This window comes from Caldalkalibacillus uzonensis (genome assembly GCF_030814135.1).
GTDB lineage: Bacteria > Bacillota > Bacilli > Caldalkalibacillales > Caldalkalibacillaceae > Caldalkalibacillus > Caldalkalibacillus uzonensis.
The window spans coordinates 293,239-317,139 of the sequence record NZ_JAUSUQ010000001.1; the positions used below are offsets into that span (position 1 = coordinate 293,239).

Below are 23,901 nucleotides of genomic sequence, written 5' to 3' on the forward strand. Positions count from 1 at the left end.
AACACTGCGGACATATCATTCGGTCTCAAAATCTTGCGGTGTCTCAAAACTAACAGGGCCAAACTTCCCGGAGCGGAGATCATTTAAAATGAGGTCACTGGTTCGTTCAAAGTCCACACTGCCTCCGCCTTTGAGACAGCCCCTTTTTCGCCCGATTTCCTCCATTAGTTGAACGGTTTCACCGTCACCCAGCTCTGTTAAGGCATACCTCTCTTCCAAGCGTTGGGGATAAGCACGGCGCAAAAAGTCCACAGCGAACAAAGCCACCTCATCCTTGGGCAAAATTTCATCCCGTATCGCTCCGCTGGCAGCCAGTTTAAATCCTACCAACTGGTCGTCAAATTTCGGCCAGAGTATACCAGGGGTGTCCAACAGTTCCAACCCTCCTCCTGTTTTGATCCATTGCTGGGCTTTCGTCACCCCAGGCCTGTCCCCTGTTTTAGCGACGTGTCGCTTGGCCAACCGATTAATCAACGAAGATTTGCCTACATTGGGAATACCTACGATCAGCGCACGAATAGGGCGCGGTTTCATCCCCTTGTCTTTCATTTTCCTAATGATATGGCTAGCCAGCTCTTGACAGGCTGGAGGAATAGCACTAATACCTTTACCGGATTGGGCATCAACGGCCAACGCTTTAAACTCCTTTTGTTCAAAGAAACGAAGCCATTCTTTGGTGATGGACTGATCAGCCAAGTCTTCTTTGTTTAGCAGAACAAGCCGTGGTTTATCCTTAACCAGCTCGTCCATCATTGGATTTTGTGAAGAGTAGGGCAAACGGGCATCCAGTAACTCAATAACCACATCAATCAGTTTCAATTTTTCCGTTACCTGTCTTTTGGCTTTGGCCATATGACCTGGGAACCACTGAATAGTCACATTGTTCACCTCTTATTTGACCAGACGAATATCCTGCAAAGGCCAGAACACCAATTCGGCCCGGCCAACAACCGAACTGATAGGGATTGTCCCGATATTGCGGCTATCCCGGCTGTTGGGACGGTTATCACCCATAACAAACAATTCTCCCTCGGGGACCACCTCGCGAAAATCATGCATCATAAAGCCCGCTGACGGGTCAAGATAAGGTTCTTCTATTTGTTCGCCATTTATGTATAAAACCCCGTTTTTCACTTCCACCACATCGCCAGATTCGCCGATCACCCGTTTGATCCAATCCTTATCATGAGTGGCGTGAAAGACGATAATATCACCCCGCTTCGGCTCACCCCACAGATAGACGGCTTTATTGACAATCAGGCGTTCTTTATCATGCAAAGTGGGCAGCATCGATTCCCCATCTACTACGATAGGGGCAAATAACAGCAGACGGATGATCAGGGCAAGGCCCACTGCCAATATGATCGCTTTTACCCATTCCCACAACCCGTCACTTGAGTTTGTACCGGAGTTCGGGTTATGCTCCTCCACATCTTGCTTGAAAGCATCGTATGATTGGCTCAATCTTATTCTCCCCTTGCTCTTTTCGGTTCGAAAAAAGGAGCTTGTCAACCAAGCTCCTTTGCTGATCTTATCGAATTTCTTTAATTCGAGCAGCTTTACCTTGTAATTTGCGCAAGTAGTAAAGCTTGGCGCGGCGCACTTTACCACGGCGTACAACTTCAATCGTCTCGATTTTCGGAGAATGTAACGGGAAAGTACGTTCAACCCCGACGCCATTGGAAATTTTCCGTACAGTAAATGTTTCACTGATGCCGGTTCCCCGGCGGCGGATGACAACCCCTTCAAAAACCTGAATACGTTCACGCTGGCCTTCTACAACTTTAACGTGAACGCGGACGGTATCACCTGCCCGAAATTGAGGGATGTCCTCCCTAAGCTGTTCCTTTTCAAGTTCACGGATCACAGGATGCATTTGCAATTCCCTCCTTCCTCAACAGACGTTCATGCTAGGTGTGCTAGCAGCGGACCGCCTTTGTTCAGGGCAAAACACCACAAGGATAATATTAGCATATACAGCGTTTGAACTCAATGCTTTTTCTCTTTTTCCCATTCAGCAAGCCAAGCTTTTTCCTGTTCGGATAACGGATAGTGCTCTAATAGATCGGGACGGCGCTGCCAGGTCCGGTACAAGGACTGACGGTGGCGCCATTCCTTAATGCGTTCATGATGGCCTGACAAGAGAACTTCAGGTACTTTCATGCCTCTAAAATCAGCGGGACGGGTATATTGGGGATATTCCAACAAACCAGTGCTGAATGAGTCATCCTTAGGTGAGGATTCATTGCCAAGTACGCCTTCACGCAGCCGGACAATGCTGTCAATGATCACCATGGCCGCCAGCTCGCCGCCGGTTAAGACATAGTCACCAATAGACAGCTCATCGGTCACTAAGTATTGGCGAATGCGCTCATCATAACCCTCATAATGGCCACAGATAAACATCAGATGATCCTCACAGGCCAATTCCTCTGCTTTCCTTTGTGTGTAAGGTTCTCCCTGCGGGGACATGAGCAAGATGCGCGGTTTCACCTGAGCCGGGAGCTGGCTCAAACGATCTTCTACTGCATAAAAAAGGGGTTCCGGCTTCAACACCATGCCACCGCCACCCCCATAAGGGTAATCATCCACTTGATGATGCTTGTTGGAGGCATAGTCCCGGAAGTTAATCAACTGGAAGCGGACCAATTCTTTTTCCTGTGCTTTACCCAGGATGCTGCTGTTTAAGACACCGCTGAACATCTCGGGGAACAGGGTCAGGATGTCGATGGAGAGCTTACTCATCTAGTAACCCCTCGATCACATGGATGGTAATCTGCTTCCGGTCCACATCCACCTCTTTGACCACATCCTCTATATAGGGAATCAGGATCTCCCTCTTCCGTCCCGGTGCTTTAACCACCCACACATCATTGGCCCCGGGGGTTAAGATGGTCTCCACTGTGCCCAGCGTCTCACCTGCATCGGTCACCACCTGGCAGCCAATGATTTGATCAAAGTAATATTCTCCCTCAGGAAGGGGCTCCCGTTCATCTTCCGGGACTTTGAGCAAGCCCCCTTTATACTGTTCCACATCATTAATGGTGTGGTGACCTTCGAAAGTGAGCAAATCAAATTGCTTGTGTGTGCGGTGACTGGCCACCGTGAGCGGCTTACCATCAACTTGTTGGTGATTGACGAAATAGTACAGGGTATTCCCAGGCTGATAGCGCTGCTCTTTAAAATCGGAAACGGTGATGACACGCACTTCGCCGCGGATGCCATGAGTATTTACAATTTTGCCAACTGTGTAGTACTTGGTCATCACTCACCCTGCTTTCTTTCCTGTGAGTCCTCATCATGATCTACTCAATGTCAATATAGATGCGTTTGCCCTGTTTGCTGCCTGCCCCGTTAACCACTGTCCGCAGTGCATTGGCAATTTTGCCCTGTTTGCCAATCACTTTGCCCATATCATCCGGATGAACGCTTAATTGATAAACAATTGCCTGCTCATGCTGTTTTTCGGTGACTTGCACTTCTTGGGGATGGTCAACAAGGGAGCGGGCGATCGTTTCAATGAGTGTTTTCACGGCTCTAGCCCCCTCAAACCGGCCTTATTTTAGTTTCAGTTCGTGAAACTTGGCTAGGACGCCTGCTTTGCTTAGTAAGCTGCGTACCGTATCTGACGGCTTGGCTCCGTTTTGCAGCCACTTCAATGCTTTCTCCTCATCGATTTTCACTTCAGCGGGCTGGCTGACCGGATTGTAGGTGCCGATCTCTTCAATAAAACGGCCATCTCGGGGAGAGCGGGAATCAGCCACCACCACACGATAAAATGGTTTCTTTTTAGCACCCATGCGTTTCAGACGGATTTTGACTGCCATGTTCATGTCCTCCTTAATGATTATTTTTAGCGTTATTAGAGTTAATCATTTAACAAACTACAAGTTTGATAAGCAGTATTAATTAAAACGGGCTAAAGGGAAACTTGAAGCCCTTCCTTTTTTTCTTTTTCCCGGCCATGTTGGCCATCTGCTTCATCATTTTTTTCATGTCCTGAAACTGTTTGAGCAGACGGTTCACATCCTGAACGGAGGTGCCGCTGCCTTGGGCAATCCGTTTGCGACGGCTGGCATTGATAATCTCAGGGTTTTGTTTCTCTTCTTTGGTCATGGAGCGCACAATCGCTTCCACTTGTTTTAATTTTTTCTCGTCCACTTTAAGATCTTTTAAGCCCTTCACTTTGCCTGCACCGGGCAGCATGCCTAAGAGTTCATCCAGCGGCCCCATGTTGCGCACCTGCTCCAGCTGTTCCAGGAAGTCATCAAAGGTAAATTCCATCTTGCGAATCTTGCGTTCCAGCTCTTTCGCTTTTTCCTTATCCACTTCCTGCTGGGCTTTTTCAATCAGGGTGAGCACATCACCCATGCCCAAAATACGAGACGCCATCCGGTCGGGATGGAAGGGTTCCAAAGCCTCAAGCTTCTCGCCCATCCCCACAAACTTAATAGGCTGCCCTGTAACAGCCTTGACCGACAAGGCTGCACCACCGCGCGTATCACCGTCCAGCTTGGTTAAAATAACACCGGTGATATCCAGCTGGTCGTTAAAGCTTTGGGCAACATTGACGGCATCCTGACCGGTCATGGCATCCACAACCAGCAGAATTTCTTCAGGATTGACCGCTTCCTTGATTTGATTCAATTCACCCATCAAGGTTTCATCAATATGCAAGCGGCCAGCCGTATCAATCAAAACATAATCGTTGTGCTGTTCTTTGGCTTGTTCAATCGCCTTTTTAGCAATCTCCACCGGGCTTTCCTTGTCGCCCAGAGAGAAAACGGGGACATTGAGCCGCTCACCCAACACTTCCAGCTGTTTTATGGCGGCAGGACGGTAAATATCGGCGGCGACCAAGAGCGGGTTACGGTTTTGCTTTTGCAAGTATTTGGCCAGCTTTCCGGTTGTGGTCGTTTTACCGGCCCCCTGCAAACCGACCATCATAATCACGGTCGGCGGGCGCTGGCTGACAGCTAGTTTGGCGTTTTCCCCGCCCATCAAAGCAGTCAGTTCCTCGTTAACGACTTTGATCACCTGTTGGCCAGGGGTGAGGCTTTTTAACACCTCTTGACCGACAGCCCTTTCTTTGACACGATTGACAAAGTCACGCACCACTTTAAAGTTGACGTCCGCCTCCAGCAGGGCCAGACGCACTTCCCGCATCATCTCTTTAACGTCCGCTTCGGTCACCTTACCTTTTCCCCTGATCTTGCGCAACGTTTCTTGCAGTCGGTCGGCTAATCCTTCAAAGGCCATACGCGCCGCCTCCTAATCCACGTTTTTCAATGCGGACACCAGACGTTTCAGTTCTTCCCTATCCGGTGAGCTTTCCTCCAGCAAACCTGTCATTCGTTCCAGCAGTTGTTGGCGCTGTGCATACTTTGCAGCCAGCTGCAACTGGGCTTCGTATTTTGTGAGCAGTTCTTCAGCCCGTTTCAGGTGTTCATAGACAGCCTGACGGCTCACTTGAAACTGCTCGGCAATTTCGCTCAGGGACAGGTCGTCATAGTAGTACAGCTCCATATACTGCCGTTGCTTGTCTGTCAGCAGTGGATGGTAAAAATCATACAGCAGGTTCAGATGCGTCTTCTTCTCCAGCATGAGCAAACTCCTCTTTTGGCCCTCCAAAGGGAGTGTTAAGGGGTGACAAGTTTGTAACCTTAACAGTATCTTATCATACTTGATATGACATTCTCTGTCAAGGTATTTTTCTTGTCACATCTTTATCTTAGCCGCACCAAGGCCCTGCTTAGCGTCCCAGGTGATGCTCATTCTGCGGGCTGCTGCTCTCTTTCTTCAAACAGCTCAGAGAACAGGGCGTACACATACTGCTCAACGTCAAAGGGTTGCAGGTCATCCAGTTTCTCTCCCAGGCCAACATATTTAACGGGGATGCCCAATTCATTGCGGATTGCGATGACAATACCGCCCTTCGCTGTACCGTCCAGTTTGGTTAGTACAATGCCGGAGATACCTGTAGCCTCATTAAACGTCTTCGCCTGGGACAGCGCGTTTTGACCTGTTGTGGCGTCTAAAACAAGCAGTGTCTCGTGAGGGGCTTCAGGAATCTCCCGCTGAATAACCCGGTAAATTTTGTTTAATTCCTGCATCAGGTTCACTTTGTTTTGCAAGCGGCCAGCCGTGTCACAAAGGAGCACGTCAATCTCCCGTTTTCGGGCTGCTTGGATGGCATCATATACTACAGCGGCCGGGTCGCTGCCAGCATGATGCTTGATGACGTCCACACCAGCCCGCTCTCCCCAAATTTCCAGCTGCTCAATAGCCCCGGCCCGGAATGTATCCCCTGCGGCCAGCAGCACCTTTTTTCCTTGTTGTTTAAACATATGCGCCATTTTGCCGATGGTGGTGGTTTTGCCTACGCCGTTCACCCCGACAAAAAGAATGACCGTCAGACTGCCATCCTGGACGTTCAGTTCCTGATTTTCGGCAGAGGGCTGCAGCAGCTCCACAAACTTTTCGATGATCAACGGTTTTAAAGCCTCGCTGTCTTCAATTTTTTGCCGTTTGGCCTCCATCTTGAGATCATCGACCAAATCTAGCACGGTTTGTACACCTACATCAGCCTGGATCAGAACTTCTTCCAACTCCTCAAAAAACTCTTCGTCCACTTTGCGGTAGCGGCTTAACAGGTCGTTAATTTTATCGGCGAACGAATCTCTGGTTTTGGACAACCCCTCTTTAAACTTGTTAGTCACACTTTCTGTTTGCTGGGTAATTTTTTCTTTTAATTTTTTAATGAAACTCATCGTCATCCTCCTGTTCGAAAGAAGCATGTGGTTCCAAAAGCACGTGGCACTGAAACGTCTTGCTTTAGATAGCGGAAGTATTCAGGTGGGAGGGCCCCTAGGCGGTTACCATCTGTTTTTGTTCTTCCAACTTCACTGAAACCAGTTTGGAAACCCCAGATTCCTGCATGGTAATGCCGTACAAGACGTCAGCCCCTTCCATCGTCCCTTTACGGTGGGTAATGACAATAAACTGGGTTTGCTGGGAGAATTCCCTTAAATACTGGGCAAAACGATAAACGTTGGCTTCATCCAAAGCCGCTTCCACTTCATCCAGCACGCAGAAAGGAACCGGCTTGACCCGCAGAATGGCAAACAACAGGGCAATGGCGGTTAAAGCCCGTTCTCCACCGGATAAAAGGCTGAGGTGTTGCAGTTTTTTCCCCGGGGGCTGGGCCACAATATCAACCCCGGTGGAAAGCAAATCCTCAGGATTGGTCAGAATCAGGTCGGCCCGTCCTCCGCCAAATAACTGTTGAAAAACCTGCAAGAAATGTTCCCGTGTCTGTTTAAAAGTCGCTTCAAACCGCCTGCTCATTTCCCCATCCATTTCCTCAATCACGCCATACAACGTGTCCTTGGCCTGCAGTAAATCAACCTCCTGCTTTTTGAGGAAGGAATGCCGTTCTGAGAGGCGCTCATACTCCTCTATAGCGCCCAAGTTCACTGTTCCCAGTCTCTGAATCTCCCCCTTTAGGTGATCTACTTCTTGTTTCACTTGCTGATAGTCAGCCTGCAAGGCATATTGTTCTTTGGCCAATTCATAACTTAACTCATATTCTTCCCGTAAAATGGTGAAATAGTTTTCCAGTTCCACATCCAGCCGGTTGGCCTTCACTTCCAGACGGTGAATGCCAGCTTCCGTCTGCTTTAAAACTTTACGCAGCTCCCTGATTTCAATTTCAAGCTCTTCTAAAGCTTGCTGCTTTTCTTTGCGTTTCTGACGGCATGACTCAATTTGTTGGTTTAAAGTTTCTTTCTCTTCCTTTTTGGCCTTAACCAGCTGCTCCAGTTCGTCTTCCTTAGTATGCTGGGCCCCAAGATTGCCTTCCAGCTGCAGCAGATTGTCCTGGACCAAAGCCAGTTCATCTTCTACTTCTTGTTTAGCCACAGCGAGACGCTGGACATGGCGCAACAGCCCTTCATATTCTTGCTGTTTGCCGGCCAACTGTACCTTTAAACGGGTCAATTCCTCGTTTGTTGCCGCTTTGGTTTGTTCATTCTCCTTCTTGAGCTGTTCCAGCTTTTTGATTTCCACCTCTATGGAGTTGGATTGTTCCTGGTGATCACTCAATTTACGGGCTGTCTGTTGTTTCTGCGCTTTGGCTTCACTCAGCTGGCGCTGATACTCGGCACTTTCCTGGTCATACAGCTCCAATTTTTCATCCAGCCGCTTTTTCTGAAATTCCAGCTGGGCGAGAGTCTCCTTATACTGTTGCTCTTCCTCCTTCAGTTGTTCCCCTTCCTGCTGCACAGCTTCAAGCTGAGCGTCGATCTCTTGCAGTTTTTTGTAGGTGTTATCCAGGTGTTGTTTTTCCTGCTGTAAGGTTTGTTTCAACTTGTTAATCGTCTCTTCCAGTGTCTCAATTTCCCTTTCCCGGCCTATGAGGTTACTTTTATTTTTTTTCACACTGCCCCCTGTCATGGAACCGCCAGGATTGACGATGTCACCGTCCAGGGTGACCAACCGGTAACGGTACTCCAGCCGATTGGCCAGCTCATTAGCTTCTTTTAATGTACCGGTGACGATCACCTGTCCAAGCAGGTAATCAATGACAGACCGGTATGTGTCATCCACTGTAATCAGTTCATTGGCCAAGCCGATGACCCCTTGGCCTTGTTCAACCACTTGGCGGTGATGGCGGGGCATCAAACGCCCTTGAATCACACTGCGGGGTAAAAACGTGGCTCGTCCCAGTTGGTGCTTTTTTAAGTAGGCAATAGCTTCCCGGGCGCTGGCTTCATCCCGAACCACAATGTGCTGCAGAGCGGCACCCAAAGCGGCTTCAATGGCCAGCTCATAGTTCTTGGGAACCGTAATCAGCTCCGCCACCGCTCCGTCAATGCCTGACAAACGGGTGTCCCTTGCTTTCAGAATCTCTTTAACCCCTTGAAAATAGCCGCTGAAATCTTCTTTTAGCTCATGGAGAAATTGCTTACGGGCTTGAAGCTGCTCCAGACGGGAAAGCTGCCCGCGGTACACTTCTTCCTCCTCTTTCAGCTTGTCCTGTAAATCTTTTTTATTGGTCTGTAAGGCTTGATACCGTTCTCTCAGCTGTTCAAGTTTATTTTGGACGGCCTGGCGCTGGTCCTCTTTCTCCTGGAAAGCCTCGTACAATGCTTCCCGCTCATTCAGGTCACGTTTGTTTTCCTCTTCCAAACGTCTCAGGCGCTGCTGGTATTGCTCAATGGTACGTTCCAGATGGCGGTATTCGTTTTTGAGCGAGGCATGCTCATTTAAATGCTGAATATAATCCCCTTTCAGTTGTTCCAGACGCTCTTCCACATGTTCAGCCAGCTGGTGAACTTGCTCCTCCTGCTCCCGCACCTTTTCTTCCAGTGCCTGAACTTCCTTTTCCAGTAGCCCCAGCTTTTCCTTTTCTCTCTCCCATTCACTAGCGCTCTCTTGCTGACGTTTTTTAAGCTGTTTCATTTTATCTAAGATATCCTGCTTGTTGGAAGAGAAGTTTTTCTTCCGTTCCCTGAGCACTTCCCTTTGAGCCTCCAGCTTTTCCACATCCTCTGTCACGGTGAGCAAGAGTTGCTGCAGCTTGTCCAGATCAGCTTCCGTTTGATTCAGTTCCCACTTCAGTTGCTCAAACACCGCTTCCTGCTGGTTCACTTGGGCCGTATGGACTTGTTCATCGGCCTTGAGGGCTTCAAGTTGTTTATTTGCCTCTTCCCATTCTTGATACAAGGTTTCGATTAAGTAGACATAGCAGGCAATTTCCTTTTCAGTCAGCTCACTCTTCAAGGTTTTGTATTTGCTGGCTTTAGCCGCTTGTTCCTCCAGAGGGCCTAGTTGGTCTTCCACTTCAGCAATAATGTCCTGGATGCGGGTTAAATTGGCTTCTGTTTCTTCCAGTTTTCGTTCTGCTTCCTTTTTGCGGTTTTTATATTTCACCACACCGGCCGCTTCTTCAAAAATGCCGCGGCGGTCCTCGGCTTTGGTGCTTAATATTTCTTCAATCCGGCCCTGCCCGATAATGGAATAGGCTTCCTTGCCCAAGCCGGTATCCATAAACAGCTCAGTGATATCCTTCAAACGGCAGGGCTGTTTATTGATAAGGTATTCACTTTCACCGGAACGGTAAACCCGGCGGGTGACCGTCACTTCAGAATAGTCAATATCCAGACTGTGGTCCGTATTGTCCAGGGTGAGGGAAACCTCCGCATAGTTGATCGGTTTGCGGGTGTCACTTCCGGCAAAAATAATATCTTCCATTTTGGAACCTCGCAGCGTTTTGGCCGACTGTTCCCCCAAAACCCAGCGTACGGCATCGGAAACATTGCTTTTCCCACTGCCGTTGGGACCGACCACGGCGGTGATCCCAGGCACGAATTCTAATTCGGTCCGGTCGGCAAAAGATTTAAACCCGTATAATTCCAAACGTTTGAGGTACATGGGCTGACCTCCTTTACATAACATAAAAGCGGAAAAAAGAAGCGTCAAACACATTTTAACGCTTCTTTCACTGAAAACAAACACCTAATTTTTTTAAGGCCTGCTCGGCCGCACGCTGTTCAGCCTCTTTTTTAGACCGGCCTGTGCCCATGCCCAGATCTTTGCCGCTTAAACAAACCTTGGCCACAAATTCACGGTTGTGGGCCGGTCCCTTTTCACTGACAATCTGGTAAGTGAGCTCACCCAAGTTATCGTGTTGAACATACTCCTGCAGCTGGCTCTTGTAATCCACAATTTTAAAGAACGCGCCAGCATCAATTTTTGGGTAGACATATTTGGCCAAAAAGGCGTCCACTGCCTCAAGGCCCTGGTCCAGGTACAAGGCGCCAACAAAGGCTTCAAACACATCGGCCAGCAGGGCGGGACGCTCCCGCCCTCCCGCCATCTCTTCGCCTCTGCCCAGGCGGACCAGTTTACTGAACTCGAGCTCATTGGCCAGTTGGACCAAAGAAGGCTCACAAACAATGGCCGCCCGCAGTTTGGTCATTTCCCCTTCGCTCATCGTCTGATAGTGGGTGTACAAATACTGGGAAACGGTCAGTTCCAATACCGCATCCCCCAAAAACTCCAGTCGCTCATTATCCTTGTATGCTTTGTTTTTATGTTCATTGACGTAAGAAGAGTGAGTAAAGGCTTGCACCAACAGTGTCTCATCCTGAAACGCAATCCCGATTCGCTTTTGGAACGCTTCAAATTGTTCTTTTTTCGCCATACCTTTCCCTCACTGCTCAGGCTTCGTATTGCTTGAGAATGATGGTGGCGTTGTGTCCACCAAATCCTAAAGAATTGGAAAGGGCCACATTCACCTTGCTTTGGCGTGCTTCATTGGGCACATAATCCAGATCACAATCCGGATCAGGTGTTTCATAGTTAATCGTCGGAGGCAAAATTTGATCTCTGATTGCTAGAGCAGTTACAATTGCTTCCACGCCGCCGGCAGCACCCAGTAAGTGACCGGTCATCGATTTGCTGGAACTGACTGCCAGCTTGTAAGCATGCTCACCAAAGACCGTTTTGATAGCAATAGTTTCAAACTTATCGTTATAAGGTGTAGAGGTGCCATGGGCATTAATGTAGTCCACCTCTTCCGGATTGAGCCGGGCATCTTTCAAGGCCATGGCCATGGCCCGTGCGGCACCTTCTCCTTCAGGTGCCGGGCTGGTAATATGGTAGGCATCTCCCGTCATGCCATAGCCCACCACTTCAGCGATAATGGAAGCACCCCGTTTTAGGGCGTGATCAAGAGATTCTAGAATAACAATCCCGGCCCCTTCTCCCATCACAAAACCGTCCCTGTCTTTATCAAATGGCCGACTTGCTTTTTCCGGTTCGTCATTACGGGTAGACAGCGCCTTGTTAGCATTAAAACCAGCAAAAGCAAGTGGGGTGATGGTGGCTTCTGTACCTCCTGCTATCATCACTTCGGCCTGGCCGCGGCGAATAATGTTGAATGCATCTCCAACGGCGTGGGTCCCCGTGGCGCAGGCGCTCATGGAGGCGCTGTTCGGGCCTTTGGCTCCTGTTTCGATAGAAATTACACCGGAAGCCATATTGGCAATCATCATGGGGATAAAAAACGGGCTGACCCTTTTCGGTCCCTTGTTCAGCATCACTTTATGCTGCTCTTCCCATGTCTTTAATCCGCCGATGCCGGATCCCACATAGACACCCACATCATGAGCGTTCTCTTCCGTAATCGTGAGCTCAGCATGTTTTAAAGCCAGCTTGGCAGCGGCAACACCAAACTGAACAAAACGGTCCGTCCGCTTAATATCCCGGCGGTCCATATAATCCTCAGGGTTAAAATCTTTCACTTCGGCCGCAATTTTAGTGGCATGTTCGCTGGCGTCAAAAGATTCAATTTTGGAAACGCCGGATTTCCCTTTTACGATATTATCCCAAAAACTGTTAATATCTTGACCAAGGGAGGTGATCACACCACACCCGGTGATCACTACACGTCGATTCATTTTATTTTCACCTCTATATCAACAGGGTCAAACTGTTCCGTGCGTAATGAAAGGGAAGTCCCGTTGTAGAACGGGACTTATCATCACATCAGCCGGTTCAGCTTTTACAGTTGTGACTCTATGTAGGCGACAGCTTCTCCCACAGTGGTGATTTTCTCTGCATCCTCATCGGAGATTTCCATGTCAAATTCATCTTCCAATTCCATCACCAATTCAACCACATCAAGAGAATCTGCGCCTAAGTCATCCTTGAAGGAAGCTTCAGGCGTAACCTGAGACTCATCCACTTCCAAACGGTCAACAATAATTTTTTTCACCCGTTCAAATGTGTCTGCCATCTTCTCTCACCTCCTCTCAAGGGTTTGCCCCAGGTGATTATATCATATCAAAGCTGGCTATGTGTGTCGAAAATTACATGACCATGCCGCCATCTACATGGATCGTCTGGCCTGTGATATAGGCCGCATCATCAGAGGCCAGAAACTTGACGACACGGGCAATGTCATCGGGGTCTCCCAAGCGTCCGAGGGGAATTTGGGTTAAGAGCTGCTCTTTAATCTCTTCACCCAGGACATCAGTCATATCAGTCTGGATAAAACCAGGAGCAACGGCATTGACCGTAATTCCCCTGGCCGCCAGTTCCCGGGCCGTTGTTTTGGTCAGGCCAATTACTCCAGCCTTGGCCGCCACATAATTGGCCTGGCCGGCGTTGCCCATCACACCTACAACGGAAGAGATGTTAATAATCCGCCCCGACTTCTGCTTCATCATTTGCCGGGTGACAGCCTTGGTGCAGTTAAACACGCCTTTTAAGTTGACATTGATGACGGCATCCCATTCTTCTTCTTTCATGCGCATCAGCAAATTGTCCCGGGTAATGCCGGCGTTATTGACCAGAATATCCAGCCGGCCAAAGGTTTCAATCACTTGTTTGACCATATCGTTGACGGCCGCTTGCTCAGCCACGTTGGCTTTGACCGCGATGGCCTTTTGTCCCAGATGTTCCACTTCCTGAACCAGTTGGCTCGCCGCCTGCTCACTGCCGGCATAATTGATGGCCACATCAGCTCCTGCCTTGGCCAAAGCCAGGACTATAGCCCGGCCAATCCCCCTGGCACCGCCTGTCACCAGTGCGACTTTACCAGACAAACTCACTTGATCACCTCCAATGTTTGCTTCAAGGAAACTTCATCATACACGGAGCAAACCGAAACATCACGGCTCGTTTTCTTAATTAAACCAGCCAAAACCTGCCCTGGTCCAATTTCTACAAAGGTGTCCACACCGGCCTCAATCATCCATCTCACAGAGTCTTCCCATAATACGGGAGAAAATACCTGTTCGATCAAGGCATGTTCGATCTCCTCGGCCAGCATAACCGGTCTTGCTTCCACATTGGTCACCACCGGCACTTTAGCATTGTGAATAGTTACCTTCTCCAGCGCATGGGCCAGCCGGCTGGCAGCAGGTTTCATCAAGTCAGAGTGAAAGGGACCGCTCACCTCCAGGGGAATGACACGTCTGGCCTTTTTCTGCTCTTTAATCAGCTGTGAAGCTTTCTCCACGCCCTCTTTGGTGCCTGAGATCACGACTTGGCCAGGACTGTTCAGGTTAGCCAGCTGGACCGCATCTCCTTCCAAGCTGATCTCCTCACAAATACGCTGCACTTCGTCCCTGTCCCCGCCAATCACGGCAGCCATGGCTCCTTGTCCTGCCGGAACAGCTTCGTCCATAAATTTACCCCTCTTGTGAACAGTGGTCACAGCATCTGCGAATGACAACGCCTCCGCTGCAACCAGAGCGGAATACTCGCCCAAACTGTGGCCGGCCACATAATCTGGACGGGGGGCTTCTGTTTTTAAGACCTCATACAGGGCTATGCTGGTCGTTAAAATGGCAGGCTGGGTATGGTATGTAAGACGGAGTTCTTCTTCAGGCCCTTCAAAACACAACGTTGAAAGCGAGTAACCCAAACTTTCATCAGCCAAGGCAAAGATGTTCCTAGCCGCTTCATATTGTTCAGCCAATGTTTTGCCCATACCTACATATTGTGCCCCTTGCCCGGGGAACACAAAGGCGATTTTACCCACAACTGAATCCCCTTTCTCTGTATCTTTCAATTGGATAGCCCTTTTAACACAATTAAACGTGATGAAGATCATTGCAATATGATATTCACTTACATATTCCAGCGCATCACGCTGCCTCCCCAGGTTAGTCCTCCTCCGAAACCGACAAAAACAACAACATCTCCTTTTTTAATCCGTCCGTTCTGCACAGCCTCATCTAAAGCAACCGGTATGGAGGCTGAGGACATGTTCCCGTAGCGGTCAAGATTAATCACAACCCGCTCCTCCCCTAAGCCAAGCCGCTTGCGGGCGGCATCAATTATGCGCAGGTTAGCCTGATGGGGAACCAGAAACTGGACATCTTCTTTGGAAAGGCCTGCTTTTTCAATCACTGAAACAGAGACCTGCTCCATCACACGGACTGCAAACTTGAATACCTCTTGGCCGTTCATATAAATAAAGTGTTTTTCCTCCTCTAGCGTCCGGGCAGAAGCTGGCAGACGCGAGCCTCCAGCAGGCAGATTAAGCAGGTCGGCCCCGCTTCCGTCTGACCCTAATTCGAAAGATAGAAATCCGAACCCCTCCTCTGTTGGTCCAATCACTACGGCACCAGCACCATCACCAAACAGCACACAAGTGTTACGGTCCTTCCAATTTGTAATTTTGGACAGACACTCCACTCCGACAACCAGAATGTAACGGTACATGCCACTTTGCACAAACTGGGTTGCGGTGGAGACAGCATACAGAAATCCGCTGCAGGCCGCCGACAGATCCATGGCGGCAATTTTAGGTGCGCCCAATTTGTGTTGCAAAATGCAGGCTGTTGATGGAAAAAACATGTCTGGTGTAACAGTGGCCACAATGATCATATCCAGCTCTTCGGCAGAGATGCCAGCATGCTGCAATGCTTTGACACTTGCTTCGTAAGCCAAATCGGAAGAAGCCATGTGTTCATCAGCAATCCGGCGCTCCCTGATCCCTGTCCGGGTACGGATCCATTCATCATTCGTATCTACCATTTTTTCTAAATCACGGTTAGTTAAAACCTTTTCAGGCAGAAAAGACCCTGTTCCTAAAATGCCAACCCCTTGTCTGCTCAATATGTCTCACTCACTTTCCCTAATTCATGTCGAATCAGCCCGGCAACATCCTGTGTAATACATTCCCTTGCCTGCCGAATCGCGTTTTTGACGGCATTGGCGTTGGACGAACCGTGGGCTTTGATGCAAATGCCGTCCAATCCCAACAGCGGCGCACCGCCGTATTCGGTGTAATCCATTTTCTTTTTGAATCCTTTCAGTCCCGGTTTTAACAACAATGCACCGATTTTTTGTACCGGTGTAGCAGTCATCACCTCTTTCAGCATGGTGAAGATAGAACCGGCCACCCCTTCGGTCAGTTTCAAGACTACATTCCCAGTAAAACCGTCACACACGACAACATCAGCGCCTCCAGAGGGAATATCCCTCGCTTCAATATTGCCAATGAAGTTCAGCGGTTCGTTTTTTAATCGGCCGTAGGCTGATTTCACCAATTCATTGCCTTTTGTTTCCTCAGTACCCACATTTAATAACCCGATTCGGGGCTCAGGTATATGCAACACCCGGTTGGCGTAGATATGGCCCATCCAAGCGTATTGCACTAAGTGAGCCGGCTTGGCTTCTACGTTGGCTCCTACATCCAGTAGCAGAACCGGACTGCCGGTTGACGTGGGCATCACTGTGGCTAGTGCCGGACGCTCGATACCTTTAATCCGTCCGGTCACCAACAAACCCGCCGTCATATAAGCACCGGTGTTGCCTGCTGAGATACAAGCATGTACCTTTTGCTCCTTAACCAAGCGGGTGCATGTCACCAAAGAAGCATTCTTTTTACGCCGCACTGCGCGCACAGGTTCCTCATCAGCAGCAATCACTTCATCAGTGTGGACCAGTTGGATCCGGTCCGTCCACCCTCCGAGACGAGAGGTGATCTCTTCTTTCCTGCCGACCAAGACCAGTTCGATGTCGTCAAAGGCATCAAGAGCGAGTAAGGCACCTTTGACAATTTCATCCGGTGCATAATCGCCCCCCATGATGTCAATGGCAATCTTCATGTCTGTGGGCTAACCTCCCTTGTTGAATTCACAGTGGACCGGTACACAGTAAAATGACCTGAAAATACCATTTCTTCGCCACAAAAAGATTCTACACGAACTTTGGTCCGGTCAGCTTTAGTTTCAGTCACCCTGGCCTTGGCCACAACTCTTTCACCCACTTTCACAGGCCTGAGAAAGCGGATATTGGCCGAAGCAGTCAGCGCCAATTCGTCATCAATGACAGCCACAGCCAGGGAGTTGGCCTGGGCGAATAGGTGATGCCCCCGAGCAATTTGATTGCGGGTAAAGGCATGCTCTTCCCGGATATCCAAAATAGAAATGGCGCTTTTATCCAACTGCAAATCGATGATCTCTCCGATCACTTCATCCACTAAAAGGGAGCGGACCTCATCATAATTTTGTTCAGCCACGCTTTTAATTCGTTCCCGCAGCTCGGGAATTGATTTTTCCAAGCGATCCAAACGGATGGTTTGAACACTGACCTGAAAATGTCGGGCCAATTCTTCATCAGTCATAAATGGATTCTTATGTAACAGCTCAACTAATTGGTTTTGTCGCTCTTTTTTCGATAGTTTGGGCATCCCCTATCACCACCACAACTCCACTCCTCATTTAGCACTTGGTCTTAATAGTAGTATATAGTAGTGAACTGAAAATCGCAATCCTTAATTTTCCTTCTCTTTCCCTGTGCATATCTTGGAGCTTACCATTGCTTAGTCCAACAATTTAGCCTCAGCCCTCAGCTGCTCTTCTAAATAGGCACGTAAAGGGGCATACTCCTCTTTCTCCCAAAAGGACGGGTGATTGATTAAAGCAGCGGCATCTTTACGGGCTACTTCCAAGGCTCGGTAATCGTGGATCATATCCGCCACCTTAAACTCGGGCAAGCCACTTTGTTTGGTGCCGAAAAAGTCACCTGGACCGCGTAAGGCAAGATCCTTTTTAGCCACTTCAAAACCATCGTGGGTGGAACGCATGATTTGCATCCGCTGAATGCCGGTCTCTGTTTTGGGGTTAGCAATTAAGATGCAATACGATTGATGCTCCCCCCGGCCGACCCTGCCCCGCAGCTGGTGCAGCTGGGACAGGCCAAACCGTTCTGCATCGTAAATAATCATCAGCGTGGCATTGGGCACATCAACCCCCACCTCAACAACCGTGGTGGTGACCAAAATATGAATCTCTCCTGCTGCAAAGCGGCGCATGGTTTCCTCTTTTTCACTGGAGCCCAGCCGTCCGTGCAACAAACCTACACGGTACTGGGGAAAGGCTTGGCTTAACTCGGCATGAAAGTCAAGCACGTTCTGTACATCCAGCTTGTCCGACTCCTCAATTAAGGGGCAGACAACATATGCTTGCCGCCCTTGGTCAATTTGGTTTTGCATAAAACGGAACACCCGATCCAGCATCTCTTCCCTGACCCAATACGTTTCCACTTTTTTCCGCCCGGCCGGCAGTTCATCAATGACGGTGACGTCCAGATCGCCAAAGGCCGTGATGGCCAAGGTGCGAGGGATAGGTGTAGCCGTCATAAGCAAAACGTCGGGAGCGGCCCCTTTACGCCTTAACCGACGCCGTTGCTCTACACCAAAGCGGTGTTGTTCATCGGTAATAATGAGACCCAGGTTTTTAAAAAAGACATCTTCCTGAATCAGCGCATGGGTGCCGACCACAACATCAATGGTCCCCAGTTGCAGACCGGCCAGAATCTCCCTCCGTTCTGTGGAAGATGAACTTCCGGTCAATAAGGCCAGTTGGATGTTATCTTGGGCAAAAAATCGCTTTAAGGACAAATAATGTTGTTCAGCTAAAATTTCTGTGGGCACCATAAACGCACCTTGATATCCCGCATTGACAGAGGCATACAGGGCAATAGCGGCAACGGCTGTCTTTCCTGAACCAACATCGCCCTGCAACAAGCGGTTCATGGCATAGGGTGCTTGCAAATCGTCCAAGATTTGCTCCAGAGCCCTATGCTGGGCAGCGGTCAGCTTAAACGGCAGCGATTGGATAAACCGTTCCACTTTTTGGTGGTCATAATGTTGGGCCAAACCTTTGACCTGTTCACGATGACGTTTTCTCAGAGCTTGCAGCTTTAATTGGAACAAGAAAAATTCTTCGTACACGAAACGGCGCTTGGCTTGTTTGCCTTCCTGCCAATCCTTAGGAAAGTGCAATTGTTGCAAAGCAGCGGAGCGGGATAGCAATTTGTAGCGCTCAAGCAGAGATTGGGGAAGGATTTCGGGGATGAAAGCCGCATAATCACGCAAAGCCGCTTTGATCCATTTGCGGAACTGAGCCACTTTAAGCTTGCCGGTCACGGAGTAGACCGGCAGCAGCCCTTCATCCTCCTCGTTCTGGCCCGCCCTGTTGGTCCACTGGTAATGCTGGACTGTTAATTGCAGGCGATGCTTGTCCATTTTTCCAGACAGGCGGATGGTCCGTCCCACTTTCACCTGCCGTTTAACGTAGGGTCTGTTGAAGATCACAGCCGTAATGAGATAACGGTCAACCAGCACCTTGAAGGAACAGCGGGATTTGTTGCGGCCGTAAAAGCGAAGCAGTGGTTCACTGTGAACGGTCCCTTCCACTGTGACGGTTTCTTCATGGCCCACTTCAGCCAGATCCCTGAGGCGATAATCTTCATACCGATAGGGAAAATGAAACAAAAGATCTTCTATAGTTTCAATACCAAGAAGGGAGAGGTCTTCTGCCGTCGCCTCTCCCACTCCTTTCAGCGTTGTCACTGGTTGTTTTAGAACCTGTTTCTCCGTCCAGTCTTGTTTGTTCACTCTTTGACCAACTCCACACCAAAAATCTTTCTTTCCAGTGCTTTTCCTGTCGGGGTTGCCGCCAAACCGCCCAACGCCGTTTCTTTCAGCGCATGGGGCATGGATTTGCCAATTCTGTACATGGCTTCGATCACTTCGTCGGCCGGGATAATAAATTCAATGCCGGCCAAAGCCATATCTGCCGCCACCATGGCGATCGAAGCACCAATGGCATTGCGCTTCACGCAGGGGACTTCTACCAAGCCGGCCACAGGGTCACAGACCAGCCCCAACATATTTTGCAGGGCGATGGAAAGGGCATGGGCAGACTGCCTGGGAGTGCCTCCTGCCATTTCCACAATGGCCGCTGCGGCCATGGCTGTGGCTGATCCTGTTTCTGCCTGACACCCCCCTGTTGCTCCGGCAATAAACGCATTGTTGGCAATAACATAACCAATAGCCCCGGCTGTAAACAAAAAGTAAAGTTTATCTTCATAAGACGGCTGCAACTTTTCTGCCATAGCAAATAAACAACCTGGTACAATGCCGGCCGACCCGGCCGTCGGGGTGGCACAAATGGTTCCCATGGCGGCATTGACCTCGTTAGTGGCCATGGCTCCCATCACTGCCTCCAAGACATGAATGCCGGACAACACATTCCCTTGCTGGATATAACGATGAAGCTTTTTAGCATCACCGCCTGTCAGGCTGCTGTGAGACTTGATGTTTTCATTAATCCCCCGTTGAACAGCCTTTTCCATCACCCTGTAAGCTTTGGCCATATTGTCCATAATGTCTTGTTTTGATTTGCCCGAAATCTGTACTTCCTGTTCAATCATGATTTGGGCCATCTTTTTGTTTTCCCGTTCAGCTAATTCAACAAGCTCAGCCACCGTTTTAAAGATAGCCATGTCTTCCTCCCCCTTTATCCTCACCTTCAATACCGTATGGAGGCTGCCCTTAAGCGTTCGGCCGTGGTTAACGGTACAATCAGATCAGGGATCAAGCTTAGTGACCGCTAGGATTGACGGGATCGCTTTGATTTCGGCCAGCACATCCTCACCCATAGACTGGTCAGTCTCAATGGCCATTAAGGCTTCAGATCCTTTGGCTTTTCTAGCCACTTCCATGTGGCCGATATTGAGTTTGTGCCGGCTTAATACATTGGCCACCTGGGCAATCATCCCATATTTGTCTTCATGAAGCACAAGTAAAGCAGGATGATGCCCTGACAAACGCAATTTAAAACCGTTCACGGAAGTAATCTCAACTGATCCGCCCCCAATGGAAATACCTACAATCTCCAGCCACTGTTCTCCATTACTTAGTTCAATTTTAGCCGTATTGGGGTGATCCGCATCCTCTTCGCTCGTCTGGATATGAACATCAATTCCTTGGGCTTTGGCCAGCTCCAATGAACGGACAATGCCCTCGTCATAGGTATCCAAATCTAACAGGCCTCCAACAATTGCAATATCCGTACCATGCCCTTTATATGTTTTGGCAAAAGAACCGTAAAATGTGATGTATGCTGAGTCAGGTTTAAGGCCAAAAATGCGCCGTGCCGCACGGCCGATACGGGCCGCACCAGCCGTGTGAGAGCTGGATGGCCCGATCATAATAGGACCGATAATGTCAAACACGGACCGGTAGTTCATCATGATCCCCCCTACATGGAAACATTCCTACCACATTGATAGGAATGTTTATCTCTAAGCTTTGGTCATCATCAAAGCCAATGTGTTGAGTCCCACGTGTCGAACGGTTGTCTGCCCAATACCCTATTCCACTGATACCAAATACGGATACAGCGGCTGTCCTCCGCCATGAATTTCAACCTCTATGTCAGGGTAATGCTCCTCGATAAAGGCCTCAATACTTTTAATCTCTGCTTCATTCACATCTTCGCCATAGATCAGCGTCACAATTTCATTTTCATCACTAACCATCTGCTCTATCAATCGGCACAGGGCCTCGCTGGCTTCTTCCGCTGTAACGACAATGCGACCGTCCTTGATCCCCATAAAATGCCCTTTCTTGATTTTCAGACCATCGATCTCTGTATCACGGACGGCATGGGTGACTTGACCGGAGACAACATGATCTATTGCTACGGTCATGCCCTGTTCATTCTCCTCCAGGGCAGCGGTCGGATTAAAAGCTAACAGGGCAGCAATCCCTTGCATCACATTTTTGCTTGGAACCACCACCACCTGCTTGTCCACCAACCGGGCAGCCTGCTGGGCGGTTAAAATAATATTGCTGTTATTGGGCAGTAAAATCAGCTGTTTGGCTGGCAATCTTTCCATCACATCCACAAACGATTGCGTGCTGGGATTCATGGTTTGCCCGCCATAAATGACTTCATCAGCTCCCAGGCTCTTAAAGATCTCAGCAATTCCGTCCCCCATTGAAACAGCAATAATACCGTATGCCGGTTCAGTTTCAGAAGGGAGCTCTGCTGGGAAAGCGGCCTGTGGTTCAGCACGTCCACCGCTCTCCTGCATGGCCCGGAATTGTTCACGCATGTTTTCAATTTTAATGTTCAGCAGTTCACCGAAGCATTGGGCATATCCCAAGACATGGCCCAACTCTTCAGCGTGAATATGTACTTTTACCAGTTCATCGTCAGCAATCACCAGGATTGAATCCCCATATGTATTTAACTGGCTGCGAAATTGATTTTCTTTAAAGGTTAGCCCTTTTTTGTTGTCCAGGCGAATTATAAACTCTGTACAATAACCGAATTTAATGTCCTCTTCAGACAGGACACCTTGGGCTATCATTTCGGTCACTTCATTGTGCACATGAGCTTCCTTGTCCTCACTGAAAGCAGCGTCCGCTTCTTCTGCCTGAACAGCTTCATCTGCAATTGTTTCTCCCTTCAGGGCACTGAAGAATCCTTCATAGACATAGACCAATCCTTGACCACCGGAGTCTACCACACCCACTTCCTTTAAAATGGGAAGTAAATCAGGGGTTCGCTTGAGGGAGGCTTTGGCTTCAGTCACAACAGCTTCCATCAGTTCCGTCAGATCTTCAGTTTGCTTCACTTTCTCCTCAGCTGCTCTGGCCGCATCTTTGGCCACAGTTAAGATGGTGCCTTCCACAGGTTTCATCACCGCTTTGTATGCGGTTTCAACTCCTTGCTTAAGCCCTGCCACAAAATCTTGGGCGGTCAGTTGCTCCAGCGCTTCCACACCTTTGGCAAATCCTCTGAACAATTGGGACAAGATGACACCGGAATTCCCCCTTGCTCCCATGAGCAACCCTTTGGACAGTGCTTTGGCTACCTGGGCCACACTCCCTGTGGAAACTTTGTTCATTTCATTGACACCTGCTGTAAAAGAAAGATTCATATTGGTGCCTGTATCTCCGTCAGGGACCGGGAACACATTTAACGCATCCACTTGCTTGGCATGCTTTTCAAGATTTTTTGCCCCCTGGCGAATCATATAAGCAAATAAATATCCGTCAATCTTGTACTGTTTCACTATGATCCTCCTAACTTCATCACTGCCTGTATCCTCAATCGTTAATCACGCGCACACCTTGCACATAGATATTGACACTTTCAACCTTAAGCCCCAACATCTCTTCCAGAGTGTATTTGACTTTGGACTGCACATTGTGGGCCACTTCGGAAATTTTGGTGCCGTAACTGACAATGACGTACATATCAATATGGACGCCATCTTCCTCTTCTCGTACGACGACACCTTTTTTTAAGTTTTCACGCCGTAATAATTCGGCCAAACCATCCTTAATATATTTTTGAGAAGCCATGCCGACCAGTCCATAGCACTCCATTGCCGCTCCACCGGCAATGGTCTCAATCACTTCGACAGCCACATCGATCTGGCCTAATGGCGTGGAAATTTCAACAGTCATGAAGAATGCCTCCTTATTGATAAAGTGCCGGTCATGCAGTGCAAACGGCTATTCCAATTTTACTATATGTCCCTCCTTTTTAAAAGCTTCCCCACACAGAAATATCCCATTCTTGCCGGACCATGTCCACGAGTTGCCAAAGGCAGCATGGTTATGCTAAGATAACCTAGTATGAAAATGCTGATTGATGATGCACAGCATGAGGAGGTGGCAAATATGGCTCGCAAATGTTATGTTACAGGGAAAAAACCTGGTTCTGGCAACCAACGAAGCCATGCCGAAAACAAAACGAGACGCAAATGGGGCGTCAATGTTCAAAAAGTCAGAATCCTGGTTGATGGGAAACCCAAGCGTGTCTATGTCAGTGCCAGAGCCTTAAAATCAGGCAAAGTGCAGCGCGCTTAACAGATGTCCTTATTGATGATCAACCCATGAAAAAAAGCACCGTTCAGGTGCTTTTTTACCTTTTGAAAACACCAATCACCGCGCGAACAATCGAACCCAAAAACCGAGGCAATTTAATGGTATAGAACTTCATCATTCCCCCTCCTTACTCCATTCACCCATAGTATATTCAATCCCCCTGCCTAAGTTGACAGCCGCTC

At 48.9% G+C, this 23,901-nt stretch carries 26 protein-coding genes; 1 reads left to right on the forward strand and 25 read right to left on the reverse strand.

Annotation, left to right across the window (positions count from 1 at the left end; translation table 11 throughout):
• Window positions 1-15: 15 nt before the first annotated feature.
• From ylqF to J2S00_RS01635, 24 genes are all read right to left on the reverse strand, one after another.
• Complete coding sequence (ylqF, locus tag J2S00_RS01520; protein WP_307334717.1) at window positions 16-879, reverse strand: ribosome biogenesis GTPase YlqF; 864 nt, start codon at window positions 877-879, stop codon at window positions 16-18.
• Window positions 880-891: 12 nt separating this feature from the next.
• Window positions 892-1,464 carry a signal peptidase I gene (gene lepB / locus J2S00_RS01525; protein WP_307334719.1) on the reverse strand — a complete coding sequence of 191 codons (573 nt, stop codon included), beginning with the start codon at window positions 1,462-1,464 and terminating at the stop codon, window positions 892-894.
• Between the two features lie 67 nt (window positions 1,465-1,531).
• On the reverse strand, window positions 1,532-1,876 hold the full coding sequence (gene rplS / locus J2S00_RS01530; protein ID WP_307335201.1) for a 50S ribosomal protein L19: 345 nt from the start codon (window positions 1,874-1,876) through the stop codon (window positions 1,532-1,534).
• A gap of 113 nt (window positions 1,877-1,989) precedes the next feature.
• Window positions 1,990-2,745, reverse strand: a complete 756-nt coding sequence (trmD, locus tag J2S00_RS01535) for a tRNA (guanosine(37)-N1)-methyltransferase TrmD (RefSeq protein WP_307334720.1) — start codon at window positions 2,743-2,745, stop codon at window positions 1,990-1,992.
• On the reverse strand, window positions 2,738-3,265 hold the full coding sequence (rimM, locus tag J2S00_RS01540; RefSeq protein WP_307334722.1) for a ribosome maturation factor RimM: 528 nt from the start codon (window positions 3,263-3,265) through the stop codon (window positions 2,738-2,740). Before rimM ends, trmD begins: the two co-directional genes overlap by 8 nt.
• 40 nt (window positions 3,266-3,305) lie before the next feature.
• Window positions 3,306-3,533: a KH domain-containing protein gene (locus J2S00_RS01545; RefSeq protein ID WP_307334723.1), complete on the reverse strand. Its 228-nt coding sequence runs from the start codon at window positions 3,531-3,533 to the stop codon at window positions 3,306-3,308.
• 24 nt (window positions 3,534-3,557) lie between these two features.
• Complete coding sequence (gene rpsP, locus J2S00_RS01550) at window positions 3,558-3,827, reverse strand: 30S ribosomal protein S16 (RefSeq protein ID WP_307334724.1); 270 nt, start codon at window positions 3,825-3,827, stop codon at window positions 3,558-3,560.
• Between the two features lie 82 nt (window positions 3,828-3,909).
• Complete coding sequence (ffh, locus tag J2S00_RS01555; RefSeq protein WP_307334725.1) at window positions 3,910-5,259, reverse strand: signal recognition particle protein; 1,350 nt, start codon at window positions 5,257-5,259, stop codon at window positions 3,910-3,912.
• Window positions 5,260-5,271: 12 nt separating this feature from the next.
• On the reverse strand, window positions 5,272-5,604 hold the full coding sequence (locus J2S00_RS01560) for a putative DNA-binding protein (protein WP_307334727.1): 333 nt from the start codon (window positions 5,602-5,604) through the stop codon (window positions 5,272-5,274).
• Between the two features lie 167 nt (window positions 5,605-5,771).
• On the reverse strand, window positions 5,772-6,770 hold the full coding sequence (ftsY, locus tag J2S00_RS01565) for a signal recognition particle-docking protein FtsY (RefSeq protein ID WP_307334728.1): 999 nt from the start codon (window positions 6,768-6,770) through the stop codon (window positions 5,772-5,774).
• A 97-nt stretch (window positions 6,771-6,867) separates the two neighbouring features.
• Window positions 6,868-10,434 (reverse strand): chromosome segregation protein SMC, encoded by a 3,567-nt coding sequence (gene smc / locus J2S00_RS01570; protein WP_307334730.1) that lies wholly within the window; start codon window positions 10,432-10,434, stop codon window positions 6,868-6,870.
• Between the two features lie 67 nt (window positions 10,435-10,501).
• Entirely contained in the window at window positions 10,502-11,206 is a 705-nt protein-coding gene (gene rnc, locus J2S00_RS01575; RefSeq protein ID WP_307334732.1) for a ribonuclease III, read from the reverse strand.
• Between the two features lie 16 nt (window positions 11,207-11,222).
• Window positions 11,223-12,464 (reverse strand): beta-ketoacyl-ACP synthase II, encoded by a 1,242-nt coding sequence (gene fabF, locus J2S00_RS01580; protein WP_307334733.1) that lies wholly within the window; start codon window positions 12,462-12,464, stop codon window positions 11,223-11,225.
• Window positions 12,465-12,568: 104 nt separating this feature from the next.
• Complete coding sequence (locus J2S00_RS01585) at window positions 12,569-12,802, reverse strand: acyl carrier protein (RefSeq protein ID WP_307334734.1); 234 nt, start codon at window positions 12,800-12,802, stop codon at window positions 12,569-12,571.
• A 73-nt stretch (window positions 12,803-12,875) separates the two neighbouring features.
• Window positions 12,876-13,619: a 3-oxoacyl-[acyl-carrier-protein] reductase gene (gene fabG, locus J2S00_RS01590; protein WP_307334736.1), complete on the reverse strand. Its 744-nt coding sequence runs from the start codon at window positions 13,617-13,619 to the stop codon at window positions 12,876-12,878.
• The gene (gene fabD, locus J2S00_RS01595; RefSeq protein ID WP_307334738.1) at window positions 13,616-14,554 is read right to left on the reverse strand and encodes an ACP S-malonyltransferase; all 939 of its coding nucleotides are present in this window, start codon (window positions 14,552-14,554) and stop codon (window positions 13,616-13,618) included. The genes fabG and fabD overlap by 4 nt, the downstream gene beginning before the upstream one ends.
• Before the next feature lie 89 nt (window positions 14,555-14,643).
• Window positions 14,644-15,636, reverse strand: a complete 993-nt coding sequence (locus J2S00_RS01600; RefSeq protein WP_370875805.1) for a beta-ketoacyl-ACP synthase III — start codon at window positions 15,634-15,636, stop codon at window positions 14,644-14,646.
• Entirely contained in the window at window positions 15,633-16,631 is a 999-nt protein-coding gene (gene plsX / locus J2S00_RS01605; RefSeq protein ID WP_307334739.1) for a phosphate acyltransferase PlsX, read from the reverse strand. Before plsX ends, J2S00_RS01600 begins: the two co-directional genes overlap by 4 nt.
• Window positions 16,628-17,215, reverse strand: a complete 588-nt coding sequence (gene fapR / locus J2S00_RS01610) for a transcription factor FapR (RefSeq protein ID WP_307334741.1) — start codon at window positions 17,213-17,215, stop codon at window positions 16,628-16,630. Before fapR ends, plsX begins: the two co-directional genes overlap by 4 nt.
• 132 nt (window positions 17,216-17,347) lie before the next feature.
• On the reverse strand, window positions 17,348-19,426 hold the full coding sequence (gene recG / locus J2S00_RS01615; protein WP_307334743.1) for an ATP-dependent DNA helicase RecG: 2,079 nt from the start codon (window positions 19,424-19,426) through the stop codon (window positions 17,348-17,350).
• A complete protein-coding gene (gene sdaAA, locus J2S00_RS01620) occupies window positions 19,423-20,310 on the reverse strand; it encodes an L-serine ammonia-lyase, iron-sulfur-dependent, subunit alpha (RefSeq protein WP_307335204.1) in 888 nt (295 codons plus the stop codon). The genes recG and sdaAA overlap by 4 nt, the downstream gene beginning before the upstream one ends.
• Window positions 20,311-20,400: 90 nt before the next feature.
• Window positions 20,401-21,063 (reverse strand): L-serine ammonia-lyase, iron-sulfur-dependent subunit beta, encoded by a 663-nt coding sequence (gene sdaAB / locus J2S00_RS01625; protein WP_307334744.1) that lies wholly within the window; start codon window positions 21,061-21,063, stop codon window positions 20,401-20,403.
• A gap of 123 nt (window positions 21,064-21,186) precedes the next feature.
• Window positions 21,187-22,860 (reverse strand): DAK2 domain-containing protein, encoded by a 1,674-nt coding sequence (locus tag J2S00_RS01630; RefSeq protein ID WP_307335206.1) that lies wholly within the window; start codon window positions 22,858-22,860, stop codon window positions 21,187-21,189.
• A 73-nt stretch (window positions 22,861-22,933) separates the two neighbouring features.
• Complete coding sequence (locus J2S00_RS01635) at window positions 22,934-23,296, reverse strand: Asp23/Gls24 family envelope stress response protein (RefSeq protein WP_307334746.1); 363 nt, start codon at window positions 23,294-23,296, stop codon at window positions 22,934-22,936.
• Between the two features lie 216 nt (window positions 23,297-23,512).
• Here J2S00_RS01635 and rpmB point away from each other — a divergent pair, with 216 nt between their 5' ends.
• Window positions 23,513-23,701 carry a 50S ribosomal protein L28 gene (gene rpmB, locus J2S00_RS01640; RefSeq protein WP_307334748.1) on the forward strand — a complete coding sequence of 63 codons (189 nt, stop codon included), beginning with the start codon at window positions 23,513-23,515 and terminating at the stop codon, window positions 23,699-23,701.
• A 55-nt stretch (window positions 23,702-23,756) separates the two neighbouring features.
• Here the strand turns inward: rpmB and spoVM are convergent, their stop codons facing one another.
• The gene (spoVM, locus tag J2S00_RS01645) at window positions 23,757-23,837 is read right to left on the reverse strand and encodes a stage V sporulation protein SpoVM (RefSeq protein WP_307335208.1); all 81 of its coding nucleotides are present in this window, start codon (window positions 23,835-23,837) and stop codon (window positions 23,757-23,759) included.
• Between the last annotated feature and the right edge of the window lie 64 nt (window positions 23,838-23,901).

Excerpts from the sequence above, each read along its gene's own strand:
- rplS (WP_307335201.1), bottom strand. The coding sequence starts at position 1,876 with ATGCATCCTGTGATCCGTGAACTTGAAAAGGAACAGCTTAGGGAGGAC.
- trmD (WP_307334720.1), bottom strand. The coding sequence starts at position 2,745 with ATGAGTAAGCTCTCCATCGACATCCTGACCCTGTTCCCCGAGATGTTC.
- rimM (WP_307334722.1), bottom strand. The coding sequence starts at position 3,265 with ATGACCAAGTACTACACAGTTGGCAAAATTGTAAATACTCATGGCATC.
- rpsP (WP_307334724.1), bottom strand. The coding sequence starts at position 3,827 with ATGGCAGTCAAAATCCGTCTGAAACGCATGGGTGCTAAAAAGAAACCA.
- ffh (WP_307334725.1), bottom strand. The coding sequence starts at position 5,259 with ATGGCCTTTGAAGGATTAGCCGACCGACTGCAAGAAACGTTGCGCAAG.
- J2S00_RS01560 (WP_307334727.1), bottom strand. The coding sequence starts at position 5,604 with ATGCTGGAGAAGAAGACGCATCTGAACCTGCTGTATGATTTTTACCAT.
- ftsY (WP_307334728.1), bottom strand. The coding sequence starts at position 6,770 with ATGAGTTTCATTAAAAAATTAAAAGAAAAAATTACCCAGCAAACAGAA.
- smc (WP_307334730.1), bottom strand. The coding sequence starts at position 10,434 with ATGTACCTCAAACGTTTGGAATTATACGGGTTTAAATCTTTTGCCGAC.
- rnc (WP_307334732.1), bottom strand. The coding sequence starts at position 11,206 with ATGGCGAAAAAAGAACAATTTGAAGCGTTCCAAAAGCGAATCGGGATT.
- fabF (WP_307334733.1), bottom strand. The coding sequence starts at position 12,464 with ATGAATCGACGTGTAGTGATCACCGGGTGTGGTGTGATCACCTCCCTT.
- J2S00_RS01585 (WP_307334734.1), bottom strand. The coding sequence starts at position 12,802 with ATGGCAGACACATTTGAACGGGTGAAAAAAATTATTGTTGACCGTTTG.
- plsX (WP_307334739.1), bottom strand. The coding sequence starts at position 16,631 with ATGAAGATTGCCATTGACATCATGGGGGGCGATTATGCACCGGATGAA.
- fapR (WP_307334741.1), bottom strand. The coding sequence starts at position 17,215 with ATGCCCAAACTATCGAAAAAAGAGCGACAAAACCAATTAGTTGAGCTG.
- sdaAB (WP_307334744.1), bottom strand. The coding sequence starts at position 21,063 with ATGAACTACCGGTCCGTGTTTGACATTATCGGTCCTATTATGATCGGG.
- J2S00_RS01630 (WP_307335206.1), bottom strand. The coding sequence starts at position 22,860 with ATGATTCGCCAGGGGGCAAAAAATCTTGAAAAGCATGCCAAGCAAGTG.
- J2S00_RS01635 (WP_307334746.1), bottom strand. The coding sequence starts at position 23,296 with ATGACTGTTGAAATTTCCACGCCATTAGGCCAGATCGATGTGGCTGTC.
- rpmB (WP_307334748.1), top strand. The coding sequence starts at position 23,513 with ATGGCTCGCAAATGTTATGTTACAGGGAAAAAACCTGGTTCTGGCAAC.
- spoVM (WP_307335208.1), bottom strand. The coding sequence starts at position 23,837 with ATGATGAAGTTCTATACCATTAAATTGCCTCGGTTTTTGGGTTCGATT.